The organism is Paraburkholderia sp. BR10141 (genome assembly GCF_056155635.1).
Genome location: NZ_JBMIQH010000007.1, coordinates 1 through 24,571, shown reverse-complemented (window position 1 = coordinate 24,571; position 24,571 = coordinate 1). Strand labels below are relative to the sequence as shown.

Below are 24,571 nucleotides of genomic sequence, written 5' to 3'. Positions count from 1 at the left end.
CTGCCGGTGTGTGTCCAATGTGTGGCATTACACGGTCGCGCCACAGGCATGTTGTATCCTTAACCCTCCGCAACAGCGCGCCCTGCCCCCAGCGGCAAAGGGCGCACCACCATGAACGACTCTTATCCCAGTCGACGCCAGACCGACAAACCGCAGGAAAAGCGCTCGCTCCTCGAGCGGCTGACCGACTTCATCTCGCCCGAGCCCGACTCTCGCAGCGAGCTTCTCGAAATCCTCCAGGACGCGCACGCGCGCAACCTGATCGACGCCGATTCGCTTTCGATGATCGAAGGCGTGTTCCAGGTGTCCGAGCTTTGCGCGCGCGACATCATGATCCCGCGCGCCCAGATGGACGCGATCAACATCGCCGACAGTCCTGACGAATTCATTCCGTACGTGCTGGAGAAAGCGCACTCGCGCTACCCCGTGTACGACGGCAACCGCGACAACGTGATCGGCGTGCTGCTCGCGAAAGACCTGCTGCGCTATTACGCCGAAGAGGAATTCGACGTGCGCGGCATGCTGCGCCCGGCCGTGTTCATCCCCGAGTCCAAGCGCCTGAACGTGCTGCTGCACGACTTTCGCCAGAACCGCAATCACATCGCCATCGTCGTGGACGAATACGGCGGCGTGGCCGGTCTCATCACGATCGAGGACGTGCTGGAGCAGATCGTGGGCGACATCGAGGACGAGTACGACTTCGACGAGGAAAGCGGCAACATCATCGCCTCGCCCGACGGGCGGTTCCGCGTGCGCGCGCTCACCGAAATCGGGCAGTTCAACGAGGCGTTCGGCACCCATTACCCGGATGAAGAAGTCGATACGATCGGCGGCTTCGTCACGAATCACTTCGGGCACGTGCCGCATCGCGGGGAGAAGGTGCGCATCGACGACCTGATCTTCGAGGTGCTGCGCGCCGACGCACGTCAGGTTCACATGCTGCTGGTGCGGCGCGACCCAATGGCAGGACAGCGCGAAGCCGCGCTGCAGCCGCCGGGCACCTGAGCAAGCGCGAGCGCGCGGCCTACGCTTAGACGACGCCAGCCTCGGGGCTGGCGTTTTTGCTTCAGCCGCGCCTACGCTCCGATCCGTCCCCTGGAGACCATCCCGGTACCGTCGCACGAAAGTGCTATCGTTGCGCTCGTCGCGCAATCCGCGCTCGCGCTTTTCAGCGCGCTTTCCATCGCATTCCACGCACCGCATGGCCGAACCGATCGATACCCGCACGCACACCGAGACGCGAGCGAGCGAAACCACCAACGGCGCCGCGCGCCGCGCGCTGCCCTTCTGGCACTATCTCGCCGCCGCCGCGCTGGGCGCGCTCAACACGCTGTCGTTCGCGCCCACGCCGCACGGCGGCTGGCTCGCCATTGCGATCTTTGCGCTGTTCTACTTCTGGCTCACGCGCACCACCGGCTGGAAGAGCGCGCTCTTCACGGGCTGGGCGTTCGGCTTCGGCAACTTCGTGAGCGGCGTGTGGTGGCTCTACGTGAGCATGCACTTCTACGGCGGCATGCCCGCGGTGCTCGCGGGTGCCGCGCTCGTGCTGTTCTCGCTTTACCTCGGTCTGTATCCGGCGCTCGCCTCGCTCGTCTGGTCGTTTTGCGCGGGGCATGCGAAGAACGGCCGCAGCGGCGAGTTGCCGTTCTCGCCCACCTGGCACGGCGCCTTTGCATTCGCGAGTGCGTGGGCGCTCGGCGAATGGGCGCGCGGCTATGTGTTCACCGGTTTTCCCTGGCTTTCCAGCGGCTACGCGCAAGTGGACGGTCCACTCGCCGGTTTTGCGCCGATCGTGGGCGTGTTTGGCGTGGGCTGGGTGCTCGCGCTCGTCGCGGCGCTCATCGCTCAGGCGGTTTTGCGTGCGAGCGACGTAAAAGGCCAAGGCGGCACGTCGCCCCGGCGCGGCGCGGTGGCGACGCCGGCGCTGCTTGCACTCGCCGTGATCGCCGCCGGCCTGCTGCTCTCGCTCGTTTCGTGGACGCAACCCTCCGGCACGCCGCTCAACGTGCGGCTGCTGCAAGGCAACGTCAAGCAGGACATGAAGTTCTCCGAGCAGGGCACGATCGACGCCCTCAACGAATTCCAGAAGTTGATTACCGAAAAGGCCGCCGATCTCGTCGTCACGCCCGAAACCGCGGTGCCGGTGCTCGTGCAGGAAATTCCCCAGAAGTTCGGACGCGATGTTCGCGCCTTCGCCGACGGCACCAACACGGCCATCCTGTTCGGCGCCGTGGGCGGCACGATCACGTCCGACGGGCGCGTGATCGACTACACCAACAGCCTCTTCGGCATCACGCCGGGCCAGAACGGCCTCTATCGCTACGACAAACATCACCTCGTGCCCTTCGGCGAATTCGTGCCCTGGGGCTTCCGCTGGTTCGTCAATCTCATGAACATCCCGCTCGGCGACTTCGCGCGCGGGGCGCCCGTGCAGCCGCCCTTCCATGTGCACGGTGAGCTCGTGGCCGTGAACATCTGCTACGAGGACATCTTCGGCGAGGAGATCGCGCGCACCGTGCGCGAGAGCCCGACCTCGCCGGGCATCCTGATCAATTCGACGAACCTGGCGTGGTTCGGCGACACCATCGCGCTCGACCAGCACCTGCAGATCGCGCGCATGCGTTCGCTCGAAACCGGCCGTCCGATGCTGCGCGCGACCAACACGGGCGCCACCGCCGCCATCGACGCAAAAGGCCGCGTGATCGCACGCCTGCCGACGTTCACGGTCGGTTCGCTCGACGTGAAGGTTGAAGGCACGAGCGGCTTCACGCCTTACGTGACGAGCGGCAACAACACGGTGATCGCCATTTCGTTGCTGCTGCTGGCGCTCGGCTTTGCGTTCGGACCGGCTTTCAAGAGCGCGAAGGAACGCAAGCCGACCAACGGAAAATAAGCCGCGCAAAGCACACGAAACCTCGCGCTGAAGACGCAACCACGCCGCTGCCGGCCGCCCGAACCCCGTCCAGGTCTCAAGGCTCCGGCAATCCGGTAAAATTCAACGTTTTAGCACCTGGCCGCCTCCCGGCCCGGGCCACGCAAGGGGAAGGGGCAAAGCGCAGCATCGCCGCCCCGCCGGCGCGCTCGCCTGGCTCCGGCCGCCGCATTCCGCCCCCGAAAGCCCGAAAGACACTGCAGGCACACATGCTCACGTTTCAGCAAATCATCCTGACGCTCCAGTCTTACTGGGACAAGCAGGGCTGCGCACTGCTCCAGCCGATCGACATGGAAGTCGGCGCCGGCACCTCGCACGTCCACACCTTCCTGCGCGCAATCGGCCCCGAGCCGTGGCGCGCGGCCTATGTGCAGCCCTCGCGCCGCCCGAAGGACGGCCGCTACGGCGAGAACCCGAACCGTCTGCAGCACTACTACCAGTACCAGGTGGTGCTCAAGCCCGCGCCGGAGAACATTCTCGACCTGTACCTCGGCTCGCTCGAGGCGCTCGGCTTCGACCTGAAGCAGAACGACGTGCGCTTCGTCGAAGACGACTGGGAGAATCCCACGCTCGGCGCCTGGGGCCTCGGCTGGGAAGTGTGGCTCAACGGCATGGAAGTCACGCAGTTCACCTACTTCCAGCAGGTGGGCGGCATCGACTGCAAGCCGGTGCTCGGCGAAATCACCTACGGTCTCGAGCGTCTCGCGATGTATCTGCAGAAGGTCGAGAACGTCTACGACCTCGTCTGGACCGAGTGGGAAGAGCCGGGCCCGAACGGCCCGGAAATGCGCCGCCTCACCTATGGCGACGTCTACCACCAGAACGAAGTCGAGCAATCGACCTACAACTTCGAGCACGCGAACGTCGACCTGCTGTTCACGTTCTTCAACGCGTACGAAAGCGAAGCGAAGCGCATGATCGATCTACAGCTCGCGCTGCCCGCGTACGAACTCGTGCTCAAGGCCGGCCACACGTTCAACCTGCTCGACGCGCGCGGCGCGATCTCCGTGACGGAGCGCGCAGCGTACATCGGCCGCATTCGCGCGCTGTCGCGCAGCGTGGCGCAGTCGTACTACGAGTCGCGCGAGAAGCTCGGCTTCCCGATGCTCGGCAACCCCGTGCACGGCGTGCCAGGCCTGACCACCGACGAACAGGACGCCGCGATGCCCGCCTGGGCGCCGCCGCTGAAGGTCGAACGCAAGTTCGACGAGGCATGACCGGATCTCAAGAACAATGACGCAAGCTCATCACGCCACTCTCCTCGTCGAACTGCTGACCGAGGAACTGCCGCCGAAGGCCCTCGCGCGCCTGGGCGACGCGTTCGCCGAAGGCATCGCGCAGCGCCTCGCCGCGCGCGACCTGATCGAAGGCGATCTCTCGTTCGAACGTTACGCGACGCCGCGCCGCCTCGCCGTCGCGATCAGGAACGTGCGCAGCGTCGCGCCCGAAAAGCAGGTGCGCGAAAAAGTGCTGCCCGTTTCGGTCGCCCTCGACGCCAACGGCCAGCCCACTGCGCCGCTCGCGAAGAAGCTCGCGGCGCTCGGCTTCCCCGATTTCCCCGTGAGCGACCTCGAACGCGCGAGCGACGGCAAGAACGAAGCGTTCTTCCTGCGCTACTCGGCGCCGGGCGCCACGCTCGCCGACGGCCTGCAAGCCGTGCTCGACGAAGCGCTCGGCAAGCTGCCGATCCCGAAGGTCATGACCTACCAGCGCCCGGACGGCAGCAACGTGCAGTTCGTGCGTCCGGTACATCGCCTCACGGTGCTGCACGGCGACCAGATCGTGCCGGTCACGGCATTCGGCGTCGACGCCGACGACACCACGCGCGGCCACCGCTTCCTCTGCGAAGGCCTGATCGCCATCCAGCACGCCGACGAGTACGCGCACACGCTCCAGCACAAGGGCTTCGTGATCGCGAGCTACGCCGACCGCCGCGAGTCGATCCGCGCGCAACTGATCGAACAGGCTGGCAGCGACAAGGTCGTCATGCCCGAGTCGCTGCTCGACGAAGTGAATTCGCTCGTCGAATGGCCGGTCGTGTACGCATGCAAGTTCGAGGACGAATTCCTGCAAGTGCCGCAGGAATGCCTGATCCTCACGATGCAGACGAACCAGAAGTACTTCGCGCTCACCGACGACCAGGGCCGGCTGCGCTCGCGCTTCCTGATCGTCTCGAACATCGCGACACAAACGCCCGACGAGATCGTCGAGGGCAACGAGCGCGTGGTGCGCCCGCGTCTGGCCGACGCGAAGTTCTTCTTCGAGCAGGACAAGAAGAAGCCGCTGGCCGACCGTGTGCCGCTGCTCGCGAATGTGGTGTATCACAACAAGCTCGGCTCGCAGCTGCAACGCGTGGAGCGCCTCGAAGCGCTCGCCGGTCGAATCGCCCTGATGTGCAGCGCCGATATCGCGCTCGCGGAACGCGGCGCGCGCCTCGCGAAGGCCGACCTGCTGACCGACATGGTGGGCGAATTCCCCGAGCTGCAAGGCACCATGGGCACCTACTACGCGCGCCACGACGGCGAGCCCGAAGACGTGGCAATTGCGTGCTCCGAGCACTACCAGCCGCGCTTCTCCGGCGACGCCCTGCCCGCCACCGTGACGGGCACGATCGTCGCGCTCGCGGACAAGCTGGAAACGCTCGTCGGGATCTGGGGCATCGGCCTCGCGCCCACGGGCGAAAAGGATCCGTTCGCGCTGCGCCGTCACGCGCTGGGCGTGCTGCGCATTCTCGTCGAGAAGCAGCTGCCGCTCGACCTCGTCGAGCTGCTGCGCGCCGCCTCCGCGCAATTTGCCGGCATCGAGGCCGTGACGGAGTCGACCCAGGCCATCTACGAGTTCTGCATGGACCGCCTGCGCGGCATGCTGCGCGAACGCGGCTTCGCGGCCACCGAAGTGGACGCGGTACTCGCACTGAACCCCACGCGCTTCGACGACATCGTCTCGCGTCTGGACGCAGTGCGCGAATTCGCGGCGCTCGCGGAAGCGGCCTCGCTCGCGGCAGCCAACAAGCGCATCTCGAACATCCTCAAGAAGTCCGAGGGTGCGCAAGACGCCGACGTGCAGATCGCCCTTTTCGTCGAATCCGCCGAGAAGGCGCTCTTCGCGCAGCTCGAACAGGTCGCGCCGCGCGTGGAAACGCAACTCGCCGCACGCGAGTACACGGGCGCGCTCACCGCGCTCGCGGCGCTGCGCGAAACCGTGGACACGTTCTTCAACGACGTGATGGTCAACGCCGAAGACCCGGCGCTGCGTGCGAACCGTCTCGCGCTGCTCAAGGCGCTGCATCGCCAGATGAACAGCGTCGCGGACATCTCGCGACTCGCTGCATAAGCGCAAAGAAGCGGAAACAAGCGGAAACAAGGGGAACTGAGCGAAACGCCATGCCGACCAGCACCACCAGAAAACTCGTGATCCTCGACCGCGACGGCGTGATCAACGTCGACTCCGACGCGTTCATCAAGTCGCCGGACGAATGGGTCGCGATACCCGGCAGCCTCGAAGCGATCGCACGCCTGAACCAGGCGGGCTATCGCGTCGCGGTGGCGTCGAACCAGTCGGGCATCGGGCGCGGACTGTTCGACATGGCCGCGCTCAACGCCATGCACGCGAAGATGCACCGCCAGGCGGCAGCCGTGGGCGGCCGCATCGACGCCGTGTTCTTCTGCCCGCACACGGCGCAGGACCACTGCGAGTGCCGCAAGCCGCAACCGGGCCTGCTCAAGATGATTGCGGAACGCTTCGAGATCGATCCGGCCGGTACCCCGGTGGTGGGCGACTCGCTGCGTGACCTGCAGGCAGGCGCGGCGCTCGGCTTTCGCACGCACCTCGTGCGTTCGGGCAAGGGCGAAAAGACGCTCGCCGCCGGCGGCCTGCCCGAAGGCACGCTGATCCACGACGACCTGCGCGCTTTCGCGCTCGACTTTCTCGCGAACGTCACTGCGTAGAGGCGCAGGCGGCTTACGCGAACATTAAACCGGCTCGACCGATGCGCTTTCTCCGCTCCCTGCTGCTGTTCATCTATTTCATCGTCTACACGATGCCGTACGCCACGGCGTGCTTTATCGCGTTCCCATTCTTGAACGCGACGCGGCGCTACTGGATGGCCGTGGGCTGGTGCCGCTCCACGCTGTTCGTTGCGCGCCACCTCTGTGGCATTCGCTACCGCATCGAGGGCATGGAGAACCTGCCCGACGGGCCGGCCGTGCTGCTTTCGAAGCACCAGTCCGCATGGGAGACGCTGGCGTTCCCCGCGCTCATGCCGCGGCCCATGTGCTACGTGTTCAAGCGCGAGCTGCTGTTCGTGCCGTTCTTCGGCTGGGCGCTGGGCATGCTGAAGATGGTTCACATCAACCGCAAGGAAGGCAAGAACGCATTCACCTCGGTGATCCGCCAGGGCAAGCAGCGCATGGCCGAAGGCGCTTGGGTGATCATGTTCCCCGAAGGCACGCGCATCCCGGTGGGCAAGACAGGCAAGTACAAGACCGGCGGCCCGCGCTTCGCCATCGAAACGGGCGCGCCCGTGGTGCCGATCGCGCACAACGCGGGCCACGTCTGGCCCCGAAACTCGTTCATCAAATATCCGGGTATAGTCACGGTGTCGATCGGCAAGCCGATCGAGACGACCGGACTCACGCCCGACGAAGTGAACACGCGCGTGCAAACGTGGATCGAAACGGAAATGCGGCGGATCGATCCTGAGGCTTATCGCGGAACGGATGGCGCAGCGGCGAAGGCGGCACGGATTTGAGGCACAGAGCGGGCTCGCTCACGCCGCGCGAAGCGTGGTGGCGCGGATGTGGGCGCTGCTCGCTGCACGGCTGGGCGCGCCGCGCAACACTGCGCCAGAAGCTCCGCGCAAACGCCCCGCGAACGGCATACGTTCACGCCGCGCACGCCCATCCGCACCAGGCCTGACGATGCAGAAGTCCCCCGCGCCGCGCCCAACCGCGGCACTCGACAACCGGCAACTCGACTTGCCGCTCTTTGCTGAACCGGCGCCTGTCGTGGCGCCCGATGCATCCTCTCCCTCCCTCACACCGCAGCGCGGGACTCCGCCCTCGCCTGAAAAGCCCGGCAAGGCACCGCTTGCACCCGATGGCACGCGGCTGCGTTCTGTCGCGCTTGGCGCGCGTACGCTGCATTACCGGCTCAAGCGCTCGTCGCGCAAATCGATCGGGTTCGTGATCGACGGCACCGGGCTCAGCATCACGGCGCCCAGGTGGGTCGCGATCGCCGATATCGAGACCGCTATCGCCGAGAAGCAGCGGTGGATCTTCGCCAAGCTCGCCGAATGGCAGACGCGCACGGAGCAGCGCGCCTTGCCGCGCGTGGAATGGAGCGATGGGGCCGAGCTGCCTTATCTTGGCAAGCCGATAACGGTGAAGCTCGGGGCTTCCTTGCTCGCGTTCGATCAGGAGACGCGCGTGCTTGCGTTGCCGCTGCCGCCGCATGCCGACGCGCAGCAGATCAAAGACCGCGTGACGGGGTGGCTGCAGGGCGAAGCGACGCGGATTTTTGGCGAGCGGCTCGAGGTGTATGCCGAGAAGCTCGGCGTCTCGTTTCGGTCTTACGCGCTTTCTTCGGCAGCGACGCGATGGGGCAGCTGTTCAAGCGAAGGGAGAATTCGCCTGAACTGGCGGCTGATTCATTTTCCGCTCTCCGTCGTGGACTATGTGGTGGCGCATGAGCTCGCGCATTTGCGCGAGATGAACCATAGTCCAAGGTTCTGGCAGACGGTCGAGTCGATTTTTCCGGAGTTTCGCGAGGCGAGGAAGCAGCTTAAGCAGCATCCGCCGGAGATGGTGCCGGGGATGTGATATCCCCGTTGCACGTTCGCGAATTGAAGTCGAATTTTAGTTCATTCGCAGTTCGAAACAATTCACCGAAGAAACAGGCTGGATTGCCAGCCTGTACTACCAACGTCCTTACTTCTTGCGCTGAATGAACTCGATCTTGTATCCGTCCGGATCGGTCACGAACGCGATCACCGTGCTCCCGTGCTTCATCGGGCCGGCTTCGCGCACCACCGTCCCGCCCTGTTCCTTGATCTTCGCGCAGGCGGCGTAGGCATCTTCCACCTCGACCGCCAGATGGCCGAAGCCCGACCCAGGATCGTACGAAGCCGTATCCCAGTTATGCGTCAGTTCGATCACGGTGCCGTCGCGCTCGTCCGTGTACCCGACGAAGGCCAGCGTGAACTTGCCATCGGGGTAGTCTTCGCGGCGCAGCAGTTTCATGCCGAGCAGTTCGGTATAGAACTTGATCGAGCGATCGAGGTCGCCGACCCGGATCATCGTGTGCAGCAGGCGCATGGTGTACTCCGTTTTGCCGTCGTCAAAAAACGGACTGTACCAAAAACGGGCCAGCCCTGCCGGCGCCGGCAAGATACGCCGATTTGCTCTAGCATGGACGCCATCGCGAAATTGCCGCGGCAATTTCCCCAGCCAGGCGCAAGCACAGCGTGCGAGCAATGAACGTGAGAACCGAGGAGTAGACATGCGAATTCTGGTAGTCGGTGCGGGTGCGACGGGCGGCTATTTCGGCGGCCGGCTCGCCGCTGCGGGACGTGACGTGACGTTTCTGGTACGCGAGGCGCGCGCCGCGCAACTGCGCGAAGCGGGCCTCGTCATCCGCAGTCCGGCGGGCGATCTCACGCTGCGCGACGTCAAGACCGTCACGCGCGAAGCGCTCGAATCACAAGGCGGCCAGCCGTTCGATCTCGTCCTGCTGAGCTGCAAGGCCTACGACCTCGACAATGCCATCGATTCGTTCGCCGCGGCCGTCGGTCCCAACACGTTGATCCTGCCGCTGCTCAACGGCATGCATCATCTCGAAGTCCTGCAGGCGCGCTTCGGTACGCAGGCGGTGCTGGGCGGTGTCTGCCTGATCGCGTCCACGCTCAACGACAAGCGCGAAATCGTCCATCTGAACGACGTGCAGGCCATCACGTTCGGCGAACTCGGCGGCGGCGTCTCGACGCGCGTGCAAGCCGTGGCGGATCAGTTCGGCAATGCCGGCTTTCACGTGAAGGCGAGCGATCACATCCTTCAGGAGATGTGGGAGAAGTGGGTGTTCCTCGCGTCGCTCGCGGGCAGCACGTGCCTTTTCCGCGCGCCCATTGGGGTGATTCTCGCCACGCCCGACGGCGCCACGATCATCGAGCGACTCTTCGCCGAATGCCGCGCGATCGCAGCCGCACACGGCCATGCCGTGCGCGACAGCTTCCTCGAGCGCTCGCGCGCGATGCTGTTCGCCAAGGGATCGTCGCTCACCGCCTCGATGTTGCGCGACGTGCAGAACGGTTCGCGCATCGAGGCCGATCACGTGCTCGGCGACCTCATCCAGCGCGGCGGCGCGGCGCAGCAGGCGTCGGCCGAGCTTTCGGTGCTGCGCGTCGTCTACAGCCAGCTCAAGGCCTACGAGGCGCAGCGCGCCGAGGCTGCCTGAGCGACGACGCTTAGTGCACCGGCAAGGCGGCGGCGTGCCACGCGCATATCACGCGCCGCCAGCCGCTTCCAGCGCCTGCGCGAGGCTCACATACTCCTCGACGGGCACTTCCTCGGCGCGGCGCGCCAGATCGAAGCCCAGCGCGTCGAAGTCGAGGCGCTCGCGGTAATCGCCGAGCGTATTGCGCAGCATCTTGCGGCGCTGCGAGAAGGCGGCCGTCACGAGTTCGCCGAGCACGGCGTCGTTGACCTTCGGCAGTTCGTGCGGCGCGTAGGGAATCATGCGCACGATCGCCGAATCCACCTTGGGCGGCGGCTGGAACGATTCGGGCGGCACGTCGATCAGCTTGTCGATCACATAGCGGTACTGGAGCATCACCGTGAGACGGCCGAACGCCTTGCTGCCCGGCTCCGCCACCATGCGCTCGACCACTTCGTTCTGCAGCATGAAGTGCTGGTCGATCACGCGCTCGGCGAACGTGGTGAGGTGAAACAGCAGCGGGCTCGAAATGTTGTACGGCAGGTTGCCGACGATGCGCAGCGAGGGCTTCTCGCCCGGCGCCGCGAGCGAGCCGAAGTCGAACGCGAGCGCGTCGCCCGCGTGGAGTTCGAGCAGCGGGCCGAACTTCTTCGTGAGGCGCGCGATCAGGTCGCGGTCCAGCTCGACCGCGTGCAGCGGCGATTCGGGCGTGGCGAGCCGTTCGATGAGCGGCTCGGTGAGCGCGCCGAGACCCGGCCCGATCTCGACCATGCGCTCACCGCGCTGCGGGCGGATGACGTCGACGATCGAATCGATCACGCCCGTATCGACGAGGAAGTTCTGGCCGAAGCGCTTGCGCGCGAAGTGGCCCTGGTGCTGTCTGCTGCTGTTGGACATCTTCTCTGGAATCAATCAGATGGCGCGCCGGTGGCGCGCCATCGAAACGGCGGTGTCGAGGGCGGCGATCAGGCTGCCCGCGTCCGCGCGGCCAGTGCCGGCGAGGTCGAGCGCGGTGCCATGATCGACCGAGGTGCGCACGATCGGCAAGCCGAGCGTGACGTTGATGCCTTCGCCGAACGTCGCGTATTTCAGGACCGGCAGGCCCTGGTCGTGGAACATCGCCAGCACACAGTCGGCGTCCTTGAGGTAGCGCGGCTGGAACAGCGTGTCGGCGGGGTACGGGCCGCGCGCGTCGATGCCTTGCGCGGCGGCGGCGGCCAGTGCCGGCGAAATCGTGTCGATTTCCTCGCGCCCCAGGTAGCCGTTCTCGCCCGCATGCGGGTTGAGGCCGGTCACGAGGATGCGCGGCAGGGGCACGCCGAAATGATGGCGCAGGTCATGGTCGATGATGCTCAGGGTTTCGACGAGCCCCTCGACCGTGAGCGCCGCCGACACGTCCTTGAGCGGCAAATGCGTCGTGGCGAGCGCCACGCGCAGCGGGCGAGCGCCGGTGCCCGCCAGCATCATGACCACGCGCGGCGTGTGCGTGCGTTCGGCGAGGTATTCGGTGTGGCCGGTGAAGGGCACGCCGGCGTCGTTGATCGTGCTCTTTTGCAGCGGCGCAGTGACGATGGCGTCGAATTCGCCTGCCAGTGCGCCGTCGATGGCACGGTCGAGCAGCGCCAGCACATAGCGACCGTTGGCGGCGTCGAGTTTGCCTGGCTTCGCGGGCGTAGCCAGCGCCACATGCTCGACCTGCACGGGCTGGTTCGCCAGCACGGCGGCCCAGTCGACGCTCGCGGCCTGCGCGCGCGCTTCGAGCAGCGCACTGTCGCCGAGCACGATGAACTGCGCGTCGGGCCAGTGTGCCGAGGCACCCGCCAGTGCGGCGGCGGTCAGCTCGGGGCCGACGCCGGCCGGCTCACCCGTGGTGATGGCAATGCGGATCGGCCCCGCCCTCCGCGGAGCCGGCGGCGACGATGCGGAGGCGTTCATGGCTCGATCCCCTGGTGACGCTTAGTTGTGCGGCGGCGTCATGCCCGCGATCTTGTAATCGACGTAGGCACTGTCGCGCAGCTGACGCAGCCAGTCGGCGTAGGCCTGCTCCGCCTTGCGCTGGCCGATGGCCTGGCGCGCGAGTTCCATTTGCTGCGCGATCGAGCCTTCGGCGTCGCGGCGGCCCAGCACCTGGATCAGGTGGTAGCCGTACTCGGTGCGCACCGGCTCGCTCAGCTGGCCGTCCTGCAGCGTATTCATGGCGCGCTCGAATTCAGGCACGGTTTCACCCGGGCTGATCCAGCCGAGGTCGCCGCCCTGCGAAGCCGAGCCGTCCTGCGAATAGGTGCGCGCGAACTTGGCGAAGTCGCCGCCCGCTGCGATTTCCTGGCGGATCTCGAGCAGCTTCTGGCGCGCCTGGGGCTCGGACATGCCGTCGCCCACGCGCAGCAGGATGTGGCGCACGTGCGTTTGCACGAGCTTGGGCGCGTCGGCGGCCGTGCCCTGGCCCTGGCGGCGCTCGACGAGGCGCACGATCTCGAAGCCGTCGTTGGTGCGGATCACCGAGGGGTTCACCTCGCCCGGACGCAGCGTGGCAGCGGCGGTCACGAATTCGGGCGGCAGCTTCGACTGCGGCAGGAAGCCCATGTCGCCGCCCTTGCCCGCGTCGCTCGCCTGCGAGTTCGACTTCGCGAGGCTCTCGAACTTGCTACCCGACTGGGCTTCCTTGAGCAGCGCATTGGCCTTCGCCTGCGCCGCTTCGATGTCGGTTTCCGAAGCGTTCAGCGGCGCCTTGATGAAGATGTGCTGGAAATGCAGGTCGTTCGACTGGCCCGCGTTCGGTCCGCGCTGGCTCGCGATGTAGTTCGCGACTTCGGCGTCCGTCACCGTGACCTTGCTGTCCACTTCCTTCTCGCGCAGCTTCGAGAGCGTGAGCTCCGTGCGCGCGTCGCGTTGGAACGTGGTCCAGGGCACCCCAGCCGCCTCGATGCGCGCGCGATAGGTCGCGAGATCCATGCCGTTGGCCTGGGCGAGGCGCTCCAGCGTGCGTTGCACGGCGGCGTCGTCTACGGTGATGCCGTCTTCCTTGGCCTTCTGCAGCTGAATGCGCTCGAGCACCATCTGGTTGAGTACCTGCGCGCGCAACTGCTCATCGGGCGGAACCGGCGCGTTTTGCTGCTGCAGCCGGTGAGCGATCATTTCGGCGCGGCTGTCGAGCTCGCGCTGCGTGATCACGCCGTCATTGACGACTGCGGCGATCGTATCGACCGTCTGGCCGTTGCCGGCCGGGAGACCTTGAGCTTGCGCCGGCGCGGCCGGCAACACGCCTGCAACGGCGAAGAGACTCGCAGCGTACGCTGCCAGGCGAAGCTTTTTCATGATTCCCACAGATACTCCAATGTTGGCGGGCACGCTTCGCCCGTCTCTATGCAACCGACACCGCGTTGCCCCGAGGCGCAAGCAATGCGCTCCGGATCACGCGTTATTGATAATCAGTGAAGCGCGAGTCCGGCGGCGACTGAGCCGGCAGCTGCGTGTACCCCGGCACTGCCGTGCGGAACGCCGCCACCAGCCCGTTGTCGACGTTCGACAGTCCCTTGAGCGTAAGCTGCGCGAGAAACCGCGTTGACGAATTCGGCGTGCCCGACGTATTGAGCCCGTTCGCGTAACGCTGCAGGCCGACCCCGAGCACCCAGCAGTCGGCGTCGTACTGCATGCCGACCAGGCCGTCGACGATCCGATGGCCGTTCAGATCGTAGTTGAAGCGGCCTACGGCGTACACCCGGTGCGAGAACGGCCATTGAGCCGAGATCAGGACCTGATTGATCGGCTGGAAGTCGAGCGTCGTGTTCGCGCGCGTGTAGCGGTAAGCCACGTTCAGCACGCGGCTCGTTCCCGGGCTGTACCCGAAACCGATGCTCGCCTTGGTGAGCTGGTTGCTGTCGGCATTATATTGGAACGCCGTTTCCGAAGCGAAACCGGCCCCGATTTTCAGTGCAGCGCCCGCAATCAGGTCCGAATGCGTCGCCTGACTCGTGCTTTCGCCCGAGTTGAGCGTGACGCGCTGATCCTGGAAGTAGTACTGCTGCGCGATCACGAAGCGCGCGCGTTCGTCGCCCGAAGCCGGGTCGATGAAGCGCGTGGTGAGCGCGGCAGTCAGGCGGTTCGCATCGGCAATGCGGTCGTTGCCGACGAAGGTGTTCGGCGTGAAGATTTCCGCGAGGCCGAAGTCCGACTCGGCGGTATCGAACAGGGGCGCGAACTGCTGGTTGCGATACGGCGTGTACACGTAGTACAGGCGCGGTTCCAGCGTCTGGATGTAGTCCTGACCGAACAGATGGACCGAGCGGTCGAACACGAGGCCCGTGTCGAAGCTGAAGGTCGGGATCGATTCGGTGAAGCTCTTCGGCGTGCCCACAGGCGAGCCGAAGGTCGTGCCCGCCGGGCCGATGTTGCTCAGGTTGTACGACGCGAAGTGCCACTGAACCTTCGGCGTGACGAAGTAACCCGGCCCCATCAAGGAGTACGACACGTACGGATTGAAGACGACGCGGTCGCCTTCGGTCGCATTGTCTTCCGTGATGCGGAAGCGCGAGTAGTCGGCTTCCATGCCGTAGTCGAAGCCGCCGACGTTGTACTTCGCGTACTTCACGTTCAACTGCGGCTCGCGGCCATACGGCGGCGTCGACGACTCGACCGTCTGCCAGTGCTGGTAGCGGCCCAGCACGGACCACGGCCCGTTGTTGTACGTGAGGCCGGCTTCCTGCTGGTACAGCGTCTGCGTGCCGTTCAGAAACTGGTTGGCCGGCGACGACAGGTCCGACGGATAGGTGTTGTCCGAGACCTTGTTGTAGTAGACGTAACCGCCGAAGCCGTTGCCGAAGTTCTGGTTGTGCTGGATGAACAGCGCGTAGCGGTTCGTCTTCGTGATCGCGTCGTCCGGCAGGAACGTTCCGGTGATCGAACCCGAGTAATTCGTCGAGAGATACCGGTAGTTGCCCTGCAGGAACACGCCCCGCTTCGAGATGATCTCGGGCGTGAACGTGAAGTCGCGGTTCGGCGCGATGTTGAAGTAGTACGGCAGCGAGATTTCGTAGCCGTTCGTCGAGCTGACCGAGAACGTCGGCGGCAACAGGCCGCTGCGGCGGTCACCCGAAAGCGGGAACGACAGCCACGGGCTCGCGAAGATCGGCACGTCCTGGAAGAACAGCACGGCGTTGTGCGCGACACCTTCGTCGCTGCCGGTGTCGAAATCGAACTCGCTGCCCTTGATGTACCACGCCGGATTGGTCGAGCAGTGGCACGCGGTGTAGGTGCCGGTCGTGAGCACCGAGCGCTCGCTGTCCAGCAGGTCGGCGCGCGCGGCGCTGCCCGAGCCGCCCGTGAGCGTGAAATGGTACTTCGGCGCGGGCATGAAGCCCTCGTTCGCCTCGACCTTCAAATGCGCCTCGGGCCCCGAGAACGTCGTGCCGTTCTGCACGACCGTGACATTGCCGTAGGCATTGGCCATGTCCGTGTCCTGGTCGTAATGCAGGGCATCGCCCTTCACCACGTTCGAACCCTGACGCAACTCCCCCGCCCCTTTCACGGCGAGGTCGGTATCCACCGTGCCGGTCGTCGAATCGCCGAGCACGAACGTTGCCGGGTGCTGGCCCGACGCATTGGGGTGGTCCTCGAGTTGCGGCGCGAGCCGCAGGCTCCACGGGCCGTCGAGCTGCTCGGGCTGCGCGGCCGCGCCCGAGAGCTGGGCGTGCGCGAGCGCGGGCACCAGACCCGGTACGGCCAGGAGTGCCGCGATGAGCCGCCGCTTGCCCGGCACGCCGTCGTCACTAGGGGAGATCGTCTGGAAAAACTGTCTGGGCGGCATGTATGGTTTTGGCGAATCGGCCCGGGCCGCCTGCCCTCTCCATGATGGTGGCCCGCCTGGGCACCCGCCTCCCGATGAACCGGATCGAGGCCGGGCTGCAAACAAATAATTACAATTCATCGCCCCCCTGGAGCGACGATGAATGCGGCGAGCGAACCGTCATGCGGGCTTTGGCGCGAGTCGCGTCAAAAAAGTCGTGGGGTATTATATGGCAAGACGTTGATCCACTGATTTTGCCTCTGGCTTTCATGACCTTTTCTGCCGCGCATTCTCCCGCCGCTTCCCCTGGCGCCGCTCCGACCGACAATCGCCGCGACCTGCTCGCCGCCTGGCTCGGCAGCCACGCCGGCCAGTACGCCCTCGACCTCGCGACGCTCGCCCCGGCCTCGGCCGACGCGAGCTTTCGGCGCTATTTCCGCCTCGCGAGCGCGGGCGCGCACGGCGCGTCGCTGATCGCCGTCGACGCCCCGCCGCCCGAAAAGAGCCGCGAATTCGCCCAGATCGCGCAGTTGCTCGAGGCGGCCGGCGTGCACGTGCCGCGCGTGCTCGAAGCCGATTTCGACGCGGGCCTCATGCTCGTGACCGATCTCGGCACCGCGCCCTACCTGAATGCGCTGCAGGAAGCCGGCCCCGGCACGCGTTCGCGCGAGCTGATGCGCGACGCCATCGACGCGCTGATCCGCTGGCAGCTCAGCTCGCGGCCGGGCGTGCTGCCGGACTTCGACGAAGCCTTCATGCGCCGCGAGATGGAGCTGATGCCCGAGTGGTATCTGGAGCGCCATCTGGGCCGCAAGGTCGACGAAGCCACGCGCGGCGTGCTCGATCGCACCTTCGCCCTGCTCGTGGCGAGCGCCCGCGCGCAGCCGCAAAGCTTCATGCTGCGCGACTTCATGCCCCGCAACCTGATGATCGCCACGCCGAACCCCGGCGTGCTCGACTTCCAGGACGCCGTGTACGGCCCGATCACGTACGACGTCGTCTCGCTGCTGCGCGACGCGTTCCTGAGCTGGGACGAGGCGTTCGAGCTCGACTGCTTCGCGCACTACTGGGAGCGCGCCAAGAAGGCGGGACTGCCCGTCGATGCCGACTTCGGCGAGTTCTACCGCCAGCTCGAGTGGATGGGCCTGCAGCGCCACATCAAGGTGCTTGGCCTGTTCTGCCGCATCAACTATCGCGACGCCAAACCGCATTACATGGCCGACCTGCCGCGCTTTCTCGCCTACGCGAGCAAGGTCGCGCACCGCTACCGCCCGCTCGCGCCGTTCGCACGGCTCATCGACGAGCTGCAGGGCAGCGCCGTCGAAGTCGCTTACACCTTCTGAAACGGGCCGTCATGACCCAATCGAATCACACGCCGGCCAGGGCGAGCCACGGCCGCACCGCCATGATCTTCGCCGCCGGACGCGGCGAACGCATGCGTCCGCTCACCGACACCTGCCCGAAGCCGCTCCTCGCCGTGGGCGGCAAACCGCTCGTCGTGTGGCAGATCGAGCGGCTCGCCGCGGCGGGCTACACGCGCATCGTCATCAATCACGCATGGCTTGGCGCGCAGATCGAAGCCGCGCTCGGCGACGGCGCGCGCTTCGGCGTCACGCTCCACTATTCGCCCGAGCACGACGCGCTCGAAACGGCGGGCGGCATTGCCCAGGCGCTGCCGCTCATCGAGTCGACGGGCGCGCCCGAGGTGTTCCTCGCGGTGAGCGGCGACGTCTACAGCGCCTACGATTTCGCGCGCCTGAACACGCACGCGCAAGCGCTTGCGGCGCAAGAACAGCCGGGCATGCATCTCGTGATGGTGCCGAATCCGCCGTTCCACCCGAAGGGCGACTTCGCGCTGGGCGCCGACGGCCGGCTCGCGCTCGACGGCGCGCCGCGCTTCACGTTCGGCAATATCGGCCTCTATGACACGCGTATGTTCCGCGATCTCGCGCCCGGCACGAAGCGCGCGCTCACGCCGTACTATCGCGAGGCGATCGCGCAAGGACGCGTGAGCGCCGAGCTATACGAAGGCGTCTGGGAAAACGTCGGCACGCCCGCGCAGCTCGAGGCGCTCGACGCCGCGCTGCGAGATTCGACGAGCGCGCACCACGGCTGAGACCGGCAACGCAAAGCGCCGCGCCAACGCCGGCGCGGCGCGCTTCGTCAGTTTCCTCCCGCCGCCGGCAACTCCACCTGCCCCTGTTGTGCCTGGGACTGTGACTGCGACTGGGGCGCTTCACCCGCCTTCTGCTGCTGAAGCGCCCACATCTGCGCATAGTGTCCGCCCGCTTGCAGCAATTGCGCATGCGTGCCGCGCTCGACGATGCGCCCATGATCCATCACGATGATCTGCTGCGCGTGCACGACGGTCGACAGCCGGTGCGCGATCACGAGTGTGGTGCGCTCGCGCGCGATCTGGTCGAGCTCGTGCTGGATGGCGCGCTCCGAGCGCGAATCGAGCGCTGACGTCGCCTCGTCGAACAGCAGGATCGGCGGATTCTTGAGCAGCGTGCGCGCGATCGCCACGCGCTGCTTCTCACCGCCCGAAAGCTTGAGGCCGCGCTCGCCCACGGACGTGTCGTAGCCCTTGGGCAGGCTCTCGATGAACGCGTGAATGTGCGCCGCGCGCGCCGCGGCGATTACTTCCTCGCGGCTTGCCGTGGGCCGTCCATAGGCGATGTTGTAGTAGATCGAGTCGTTGAACAGCACCGTGTCCTGCGGCACGATGCCGATCGACGCGCGCAACGAATCCTGCGTGACGTCGCGGATATCCTGGCCGTCGATCGTAATCGCACCGCCGCTTTTGCCGGGATCGGAGCGGTCGAGATCGTAGAAGCGGAACAGGAGCCGAGCGAGCGTGGACTTGCCCGAGCCGCTATGCCCCACCACGGCCGTCGTCGTGCCCGCAGCAATCGTGAAGCTCAGGTCGTGCAGAATCTGGCGCGACGGTTCATACGCGAAGTTCACGTGAGAAAAGCGCACCTCGCCGCCGCGCACCGCAAGCGCTTGCGCGCCAGGCACGTCGGCCACTTCGCGCTCGACGGTGAGCAGCGTGAACATGCGGTCCATGTCGGTGAGGCTTTGCTTGAGCTCCCGATACACCACGCCGAGAAAATTCAGCGGAATGTAGAGCTGCAGCATGAAGGTATTGATGAGCACGAGGTCGCCGAGCGTGAGCCGCCCCGCCATCACGCCCTGGGTGGCGCGCCAGAGGATGAACACGAGCCCGGTGCCGATGATCGCCTGCTGTCCGAAGTTGAGCGCCGAAAGCGAGTGCTGCGACTTGATCGCGGCCTGGCGGTAGCGGTGCAGGTTTTCGTCGTAACGCTTCGTCTCCCACTCTTCGTTGCCGAAGTACTTCACGGTCTCGTAGTTGATGAGCGAATCGATCGCGCGTGCATTGGCGCGCGAATCGAGCTCGTTCATCGTGCGGCGAAAATGCGTGCGCCACTCGGTTACCTTCACCGTGAACACGATGTACGCGACGAGCGCGATGAGCGTGACGATCGCGTAGTACGCCTCGTACTTCACCACGAAGAAGCCGAGCACGAGGCCCACTTCCACGAGCGTCGGCAGGATGCTGTAGAGCGAGTAGGAAATGAGCTGCGTGATGCCGCGCGTGCCGCGCTCGATGTCGCGCGACATGCCGCCCGTCTGCCGCTCGAGGTGAAAGCGCAGCGAGAGTGCATGCAGATGGCGGAACACCTTGAGCGCGAGCTGGCGCACGGCGCTCTCGGTCACCTTCGAAAAGAGGATTTCGCGCAGTTCGGTGAACAGCGACGTCGACAGACGCACGATGGCGTACGCCACCACGAGCAGTCCGATGCCGCCCGCGAGCACGATGCCGGGTGCGTGCTCCGCACGCCCGAGCGCCGTGAGATGACGCACCGAGGCGAGACCGTCGACGATGTGCTTCATCACGATCGGCACGCCGAGGTTGGCCACCTTCGCGCCGATCAGGCAGGTGAGCGCGAACGCCACGCGCCATTTGTAGGCCGTGAGGTAAGGCAGTAGCGAAACGATCGTCTGCCAGTCGTTGCGCGGCCCGGTGGCGGGCAGCGCGGGTTCGTTGGAAGCGGGAAAGCGGCGCATGGGGCGAGCGGCGAGATGCCAGCGCCGTGCGGCGCGCCAAGGCCGGTTCGGGGACCGGAAGCTGGCGCGGCGCAAACGGCCCGGCGAGTCATGTGGGGCGAATGTGAGGTTCCTGGCGACGGGTTTCGCGAAGGTGGAGGGCTCTAATCGACCGCCCGCCGCGCCTCAGGCTTTCCCGTACAATTCCTGATCAACGTATTGTCGCAGAAGGCGGCACGCGCCGCTGGGCGCCCCGCGCCGCAACGCCTTGCGCCGTTCGATCCCTTTTCATGGAAGCCCGATGACCGACTCCTTCCCGCTCCCCCAAAAATCGCCTGCGCTGCGCGTCGTGCCGCAGCCCTCGGACGCCAACGTTCACGGCGACGTCTTCGGCGGCTGGATCATGGCGCAGGTCGACATCGCCGGCTCGATTCCGGCGAGCCGCCGCGCCAACGGACGCGTCGCGACCGTCGCGGTGAACTCGTTCGTGTTCAAGCAACCGGTGTTCGTAGGCGATCTGCTGAGTTTCTACGCCGACATCGTCAAGACCGGCAACACCTCGGTGACCGTCGAGGTCGAGGTGTACGCGCAGCGCATGCGCCTCCAGGAGGAAGTCGTCAAGGTGACGGAAGCCACGCTTACCTATGTCGCCACCGGCGCGGACCGCCGCCCGCGTCAGCTGCCGCCGATCGAATAACGGCAACGCCGAGGCAATCGCGAACGCCCGGCCGGAGCGCGGTGCTCAATCGGTCCACGCGAGCCCGGGCGTTTCCTCGTAGGTCGCGCTCGCGCGCAACAGCGCCGCCGCCTCGTCGCCAGGCAGCGGCGGCGCGAAAAAGTAGCCTTGCAGCTCGTCGCACGCGCGCTCGCGCAGGAAGGCGAACTGCGCCGAAGTCTCCACCCCTTCCGCGATCACCTGCAACTGCAGCTCGTGCGCAAGCGCGATGATGGCTGCCGTGATCGTTTCGTCGTCGCCGCTCGTGCCGATGTCGGCCACGAACGAGCGGTCGATCTTGAGCCGGTCCACTGGCAGACGCTTCAGGTAGCTCAGGCTCGAATAGCCGGTGCCGAAGTCGTCGATGGCAATGCCGATGCCCAGCGCGTGCAGCTCATTCAACATCGACACGGCTTCTTCGGCGTTGCGCATGAGCGTGCTCTCGGTCAGCTCGATTTCGAGCCAGCAGGCTTCCAGGCCGGTTTCCTGCAGCACGTCCTTCACGAGCTGCGCAATGTCGCGCTGGTGGAACGTCTTCGCCGAGAAGTTCACGGACACGCGCACGGGCGGCAGCCCCGCGAGCTGCCACGCGCGATTCTGCCGGCAGGCCTCGCGTAGCACCCAGTCGGAAAGCGGGCCGATCAGGCCGCTCTCCTCGGCCACGGGAATGAACTGCGCGGGCGAGACGAGCCCCACCTCCGGATCGCGCCAGCGCACGAGCGCCTCCATGCCGATGATGCGCCCGCCCTCGATCTCCACCTGCGGCTGGTAGTGCAGCAGGAACTCGCTGTCGCGCAGCGCACGGCGCAGGCGCCGCTCGAGATTCAGGCGCGCGCCCACATTCGCGTTCATTTCGGGCTCGAAGAACTGGAACGTGTTGCGGCCCATGTCCTTCGCGCGGTACATCGCGACGTCGGCCTTCTTCATGAGCGTTTCGGCGTCGTTGCCGTCCTGCGGGTAGACGCTCGCGCCCATGCTGCAACCCACATACAGCTCGGTGCCGTCGATCCACACGGGCTCCGAGATCAGCGAACGCGCCCGCTCCATCCAGCCGATCAGCGACTTCTCGTCGATGGTGTCGGTAAGCACGATCACGAACTCGTCGCCGCCGTGGCGCGCGACCGTATCGGTCGTGCGCGTGCAGCGCTGGAGCCGCTCGGCCACCACGCCCAGCAGCCGGTCGCCCACGCTGTGGCCGAGACTGTCGTTCACGTTCTTGAAGCCGTCGAGGTCGATGAAGACCACGGCCACGCCCGTGTCGTGCCGCTGCGCCGCGAGCAGCGCGTGCTGGAGACGGTCGCGCAGCAGGTTGCGGTTGGGCAGCAGCGTGAGGCTGTCGTAGTTCGCCTGGTATTCGAGCTGCTCCTGATAGCGGATCAGCTCGGTCACGTCGTTGATGATGCCGATGTGATGCGTGATGCGCCCATCGAGATCGGGCACCGGCGCGATCAGCAGCTGGTTCCAGAAGAGCGCGCCGTCCTTGCGGTAGTTGCGCAGCACGGCGCTCACTTCGCGATTGGAAAGCAGCGCCTTGCGCACCGCGATGAGTCCGTCCTGATCGCGGTCGTCGCGCTGCAGGAGGCGGCAGTCCTGGCCGATCACCTCGGCCGGATCGAAGCCCGTGATGCGGCGAAACGCCGGATTCGCGTACTCGATCAGATTGCTGCCGCCCGGGCCCGGCGCGGTGATCAGGATGGCGTTCACGCACGCGTCGAGCGCGCGGCTTTGCAGGCGCAACGCGAGGTCGGCGCGCTTGCTTTCGGTGGTGTCCGAGTACGAGCCGAGCACGCCGATCACGCGGCCGTCGCCGTCGAGCAGCGGCAGCTTGCTCGTGAGCGTCGTGCGGTGCAGGCCGTCGATCGTGTGGTTGTCCTCGTAGTTGATGCGCGGCAGCCCCGACTCGATGACTTCGCGGTCCTGCTCGCGCATGCCGTCGGCGTAGGCGCGCCACGGCAGGTCGTCGTCGGACTTGCCGATGATCTGCTCGGGATACGCGAGGCCCGCGTCGCGCGCGAAGGTCATGTTGCAGCCCAGATAGCGCGACTGCGCGTCTTTCCAGAAGATGCGCTGCGGGATGTTGTCGATCACCGACTCGAGCATCTGGTTCGAGCGCTGCGCTTCCGCTTCGGCCTTGATCTGCTCGGTCACGTCGTCGGCGAGCACGAACACGGCGTCGCGGCCGAGGAAGGTGAGCGAGTGATGCGAGATGTCGGCGCTGATGATCGAGCCGTCGCGGCGGCGATGGTGCCAGATGCCGGCCATCATGCGCACGTTTTGCGTGACCATGTCCGAGCGCGTGAGGTGCTGCTCGAGCCGCGAGACGTCCTCGGCGGGACGGATTTCGCGGATCGTCATCGTGAGGAATTCTTCCTCGCTGTAGCCGTACTGCTGGATCGCGGCGGCGTTCACGGCGAGAAAACGCAGCGTCTCGCGGTCGAACACGTACATCGGCACCGGATGCGCGTCGAACAGACCCTGAAAGCGCTCGCTGCGCAGGCGCATGCCGCTCACGGCGCGCAGCTTCTCGCGGGCCGCGCTCTCGCGCGCGCCGAACGTGTAGATGAGGAGCGTCCCGCCCGCGAGCATCGTCACGATCAGCAGCAACAGCGCGCGGCCGCCCGAGCGCGCCGAGTCGGCGAGCGCGGCGGCGAGCGCCAGATCCTGGGCGCGTTGCAGCGCCGCGAGCTGCCCGTCGAGCTGGTCCACGAGGTTGTCGATGCGGATGTATTCGCCGGCGAGCCACGCGGCAGTGGCGGGCGACGGCATTGCCGTGTCAGGCAGCGCAGCGGTCGGCGTGATGGGGTTCTGGGCGCCGTTCGTGACAGCCGGTGCGACTGTTAGCGGATCCAGCGTCACGGCGCTCGCCGCCTCATCCGCCGCGGCGTGCAGCGGCAAGATGGTGCCGGTCACGACATGACCGGCCATGCGCGCGTCGGCGGGGTTCCCGGGTTGCATCGTCTTCGCTGCCGCGGCGTTGCGGGCGAGCGCCTCGCGGTCGCCCCACGGCGCTGCGGGCGAACGCGCGGCATTTGCGGGCGTTGCGGTGCCGAATTCCTGGCTGGCCGCACCGTCGGCCGGCACAGCCTGCGTTGCCACGGTCCCGCTTGCCCCCGCCGCCACGGCAGCCTGCCCGCGCTCGTCGGCAACGCGCCGCTCGGCACGCGCAAGCGTCACGTCGATCTCGCCCACAATGACACTCGCCTGCCGCGCCAGCGCGTCGAAACGGGCTGCGAGGTCGGCGTTGCCGCCCAGCTCAGCGCGCAGGGCGCGGGTGGTTTCGTCGAGCATGGCGGCGCGCGCGTCGTGCGCGGCGGCCGACTCCGGCTGACTCCGCACGGCGAAACGGCCCAGCGCGCTCACGCCGCTGCCAAGCGCGTCGCGATAGCGGTCGAGGTCGTGACGGATCGTCGCCGCCTGGCTCGCGCGCTGGTCGATCTCGCGCTGACCGTCGATCTGCGTCCACGCGACAAAAGCGTTCGCGCCAACGGCCGCCGCGACGACGGCCAGATTGATGAGTTGGCGCTTCGAAAAAAGAAGGTTCATGAATGCCGAGCGTCGTTCGCGCCCGCGCCGTGAGCGCGGGATGATGGGTCACGACTGCGCGCGACCGGTCGGCGCCTGACGCGCCAACCCGAAATAACGG

General features: G+C 66.4%; 18 protein-coding genes. 11 read left to right on the top strand and 7 right to left on the bottom strand.

Translation table 11 applies throughout. The features are described from left to right. Positions 1-111 precede the first annotated feature (111 nt). The 7 genes from ACOJB8_RS11910 to ACOJB8_RS11880 all read left to right on the top strand — a co-directional run bounded on the left by ACOJB8_RS11910 (position 112) and on the right by ACOJB8_RS11880 (position 8,751). Positions 112-1,005 carry an HlyC/CorC family transporter gene (locus ACOJB8_RS11910; RefSeq protein WP_475012682.1) on the top strand — a complete coding sequence of 298 codons (894 nt, stop codon included), beginning with the start codon at positions 112-114 and terminating at the stop codon, positions 1,003-1,005. Between the two features lie 196 nt (positions 1,006-1,201). Beyond that, positions 1,202-2,893 carry an apolipoprotein N-acyltransferase gene (gene lnt, locus ACOJB8_RS11905; RefSeq protein ID WP_475012681.1) on the top strand — a complete coding sequence of 564 codons (1,692 nt, stop codon included), beginning with the start codon at positions 1,202-1,204 and terminating at the stop codon, positions 2,891-2,893. A 248-nt stretch (positions 2,894-3,141) separates the two neighbouring features. Beyond that, positions 3,142-4,149, top strand: coding sequence for a glycine--tRNA ligase subunit alpha (glyQ, locus tag ACOJB8_RS11900; protein ID WP_083245137.1), 1,008 nt, complete (start codon positions 3,142-3,144; stop codon positions 4,147-4,149). 16 nt (positions 4,150-4,165) lie between these two features. Beyond that, positions 4,166-6,265 (top strand): glycine--tRNA ligase subunit beta, encoded by a 2,100-nt coding sequence (glyS, locus tag ACOJB8_RS11895; protein WP_475012678.1) that lies wholly within the window; start codon positions 4,166-4,168, stop codon positions 6,263-6,265. Between the two features lie 50 nt (positions 6,266-6,315). Next, positions 6,316-6,879, top strand: coding sequence for a D-glycero-beta-D-manno-heptose 1,7-bisphosphate 7-phosphatase (gene gmhB, locus ACOJB8_RS11890; RefSeq protein WP_069262888.1), 564 nt, complete (start codon positions 6,316-6,318; stop codon positions 6,877-6,879). Between the two features lie 41 nt (positions 6,880-6,920). Continuing rightward, positions 6,921-7,682 carry a lysophospholipid acyltransferase family protein gene (locus ACOJB8_RS11885; RefSeq protein ID WP_069262889.1) on the top strand — a complete coding sequence of 254 codons (762 nt, stop codon included), beginning with the start codon at positions 6,921-6,923 and terminating at the stop codon, positions 7,680-7,682. Between the two features lie 169 nt (positions 7,683-7,851). After that, on the top strand, positions 7,852-8,751 hold the full coding sequence (locus tag ACOJB8_RS11880; protein WP_069262971.1) for a M48 family metallopeptidase: 900 nt from the start codon (positions 7,852-7,854) through the stop codon (positions 8,749-8,751). Between the two features lie 108 nt (positions 8,752-8,859). Here ACOJB8_RS11880 and gloA read toward each other — a convergent pair whose 3' ends face one another. After that, on the bottom strand, positions 8,860-9,246 hold the full coding sequence (gene gloA, locus ACOJB8_RS11875) for a lactoylglutathione lyase (protein ID WP_475012675.1): 387 nt from the start codon (positions 9,244-9,246) through the stop codon (positions 8,860-8,862). Between the two features lie 184 nt (positions 9,247-9,430). Between gloA and panE the strand changes: the two genes are divergently transcribed. Next, complete coding sequence (gene panE / locus ACOJB8_RS11870; protein WP_475012673.1) at positions 9,431-10,381, top strand: 2-dehydropantoate 2-reductase; 951 nt, start codon at positions 9,431-9,433, stop codon at positions 10,379-10,381. 48 nt (positions 10,382-10,429) lie between these two features. Here the strand turns inward: panE and rsmA are convergent, their stop codons facing one another. The 4 genes from rsmA to ACOJB8_RS11850 form a co-directional block, all read right to left on the bottom strand. Then, complete coding sequence (gene rsmA / locus ACOJB8_RS11865; RefSeq protein ID WP_069262892.1) at positions 10,430-11,257, bottom strand: 16S rRNA (adenine(1518)-N(6)/adenine(1519)-N(6))-dimethyltransferase RsmA; 828 nt, start codon at positions 11,255-11,257, stop codon at positions 10,430-10,432. Positions 11,258-11,272: 15 nt separating this feature from the next. Beyond that, entirely contained in the window at positions 11,273-12,295 is a 1,023-nt protein-coding gene (pdxA, locus tag ACOJB8_RS11860) for a 4-hydroxythreonine-4-phosphate dehydrogenase PdxA (protein ID WP_475012671.1), read from the bottom strand. Positions 12,296-12,316: 21 nt separating this feature from the next. Continuing rightward, the gene (locus tag ACOJB8_RS11855; RefSeq protein ID WP_176732847.1) at positions 12,317-13,684 is read right to left on the bottom strand and encodes a peptidylprolyl isomerase; all 1,368 of its coding nucleotides are present in this window, start codon (positions 13,682-13,684) and stop codon (positions 12,317-12,319) included. A gap of 94 nt (positions 13,685-13,778) precedes the next feature. Then, a complete protein-coding gene (locus ACOJB8_RS11850; protein WP_368615885.1) occupies positions 13,779-16,163 on the bottom strand; it encodes an LPS-assembly protein LptD in 2,385 nt (794 codons plus the stop codon). A 248-nt stretch (positions 16,164-16,411) separates the two neighbouring features. On the opposite strand from ACOJB8_RS11850, the gene ACOJB8_RS11845 reads away from it, so the two are divergent. Then, positions 16,412-17,485: an aminoglycoside phosphotransferase family protein gene (locus tag ACOJB8_RS11845; protein ID WP_342948417.1), complete on the top strand. Its 1,074-nt coding sequence runs from the start codon at positions 16,412-16,414 to the stop codon at positions 17,483-17,485. A 62-nt stretch (positions 17,486-17,547) separates the two neighbouring features. Next, positions 17,548-18,258 (top strand): N-acetylmuramate alpha-1-phosphate uridylyltransferase MurU, encoded by a 711-nt coding sequence (murU, locus tag ACOJB8_RS11840; protein ID WP_475012820.1) that lies wholly within the window; start codon positions 17,548-17,550, stop codon positions 18,256-18,258. 47 nt (positions 18,259-18,305) lie between these two features. Here the strand turns inward: murU and ACOJB8_RS11835 are convergent, their stop codons facing one another. Beyond that, positions 18,306-20,234, bottom strand: a complete 1,929-nt coding sequence (locus ACOJB8_RS11835) for an ABCB family ABC transporter ATP-binding protein/permease (RefSeq protein ID WP_342948416.1) — start codon at positions 20,232-20,234, stop codon at positions 18,306-18,308. A 280-nt stretch (positions 20,235-20,514) separates the two neighbouring features. Between ACOJB8_RS11835 and ACOJB8_RS11830 the strand changes: the two genes are divergently transcribed. Beyond that, the gene (locus ACOJB8_RS11830) at positions 20,515-20,910 is read left to right on the top strand and encodes an acyl-CoA thioesterase (RefSeq protein WP_028206008.1); all 396 of its coding nucleotides are present in this window, start codon (positions 20,515-20,517) and stop codon (positions 20,908-20,910) included. Between the two features lie 45 nt (positions 20,911-20,955). On the opposite strand, the gene ACOJB8_RS11825 is transcribed toward ACOJB8_RS11830, so the two are convergent. Then, positions 20,956-24,471: an EAL domain-containing protein gene (locus ACOJB8_RS11825; protein WP_475012670.1), complete on the bottom strand. Its 3,516-nt coding sequence runs from the start codon at positions 24,469-24,471 to the stop codon at positions 20,956-20,958. Positions 24,472-24,571 lie beyond the last annotated feature (100 nt).

What these genes read in the sequence shown, in the direction of transcription:
- ACOJB8_RS11910 (WP_475012682.1), top strand. Translation starts at nt 112, where the DNA reads ATGAACGACTCTTATCCCAGTCGACGCCAGACCGACAAACCGCAGGAA.
- lnt (WP_475012681.1), top strand. Translation starts at nt 1,202, where the DNA reads ATGGCCGAACCGATCGATACCCGCACGCACACCGAGACGCGAGCGAGC.
- glyQ (WP_083245137.1), top strand. Translation starts at nt 3,142, where the DNA reads ATGCTCACGTTTCAGCAAATCATCCTGACGCTCCAGTCTTACTGGGAC.
- glyS (WP_475012678.1), top strand. Translation starts at nt 4,166, where the DNA reads ATGACGCAAGCTCATCACGCCACTCTCCTCGTCGAACTGCTGACCGAG.
- gmhB (WP_069262888.1), top strand. Translation starts at nt 6,316, where the DNA reads ATGCCGACCAGCACCACCAGAAAACTCGTGATCCTCGACCGCGACGGC.
- ACOJB8_RS11885 (WP_069262889.1), top strand. Translation starts at nt 6,921, where the DNA reads ATGCGCTTTCTCCGCTCCCTGCTGCTGTTCATCTATTTCATCGTCTAC.
- ACOJB8_RS11880 (WP_069262971.1), top strand. Translation starts at nt 7,852, where the DNA reads ATGCAGAAGTCCCCCGCGCCGCGCCCAACCGCGGCACTCGACAACCGG.
- gloA (WP_475012675.1), bottom strand. Translation starts at nt 9,246, where the DNA reads ATGCGCCTGCTGCACACGATGATCCGGGTCGGCGACCTCGATCGCTCG.
- panE (WP_475012673.1), top strand. Translation starts at nt 9,431, where the DNA reads ATGCGAATTCTGGTAGTCGGTGCGGGTGCGACGGGCGGCTATTTCGGC.
- rsmA (WP_069262892.1), bottom strand. Translation starts at nt 11,257, where the DNA reads ATGTCCAACAGCAGCAGACAGCACCAGGGCCACTTCGCGCGCAAGCGC.
- pdxA (WP_475012671.1), bottom strand. Translation starts at nt 12,295, where the DNA reads ATGAACGCCTCCGCATCGTCGCCGCCGGCTCCGCGGAGGGCGGGGCCG.
- ACOJB8_RS11850 (WP_368615885.1), bottom strand. Translation starts at nt 16,163, where the DNA reads ATGCCGCCCAGACAGTTTTTCCAGACGATCTCCCCTAGTGACGACGGC.
- ACOJB8_RS11845 (WP_342948417.1), top strand. Translation starts at nt 16,412, where the DNA reads ATGACCTTTTCTGCCGCGCATTCTCCCGCCGCTTCCCCTGGCGCCGCT.
- murU (WP_475012820.1), top strand. Translation starts at nt 17,548, where the DNA reads ATGATCTTCGCCGCCGGACGCGGCGAACGCATGCGTCCGCTCACCGAC.
- ACOJB8_RS11835 (WP_342948416.1), bottom strand. Translation starts at nt 20,234, where the DNA reads ATGCGCCGCTTTCCCGCTTCCAACGAACCCGCGCTGCCCGCCACCGGG.
- ACOJB8_RS11830 (WP_028206008.1), top strand. Translation starts at nt 20,515, where the DNA reads ATGACCGACTCCTTCCCGCTCCCCCAAAAATCGCCTGCGCTGCGCGTC.
- ACOJB8_RS11825 (WP_475012670.1), bottom strand. Translation starts at nt 24,471, where the DNA reads ATGAACCTTCTTTTTTCGAAGCGCCAACTCATCAATCTGGCCGTCGTC.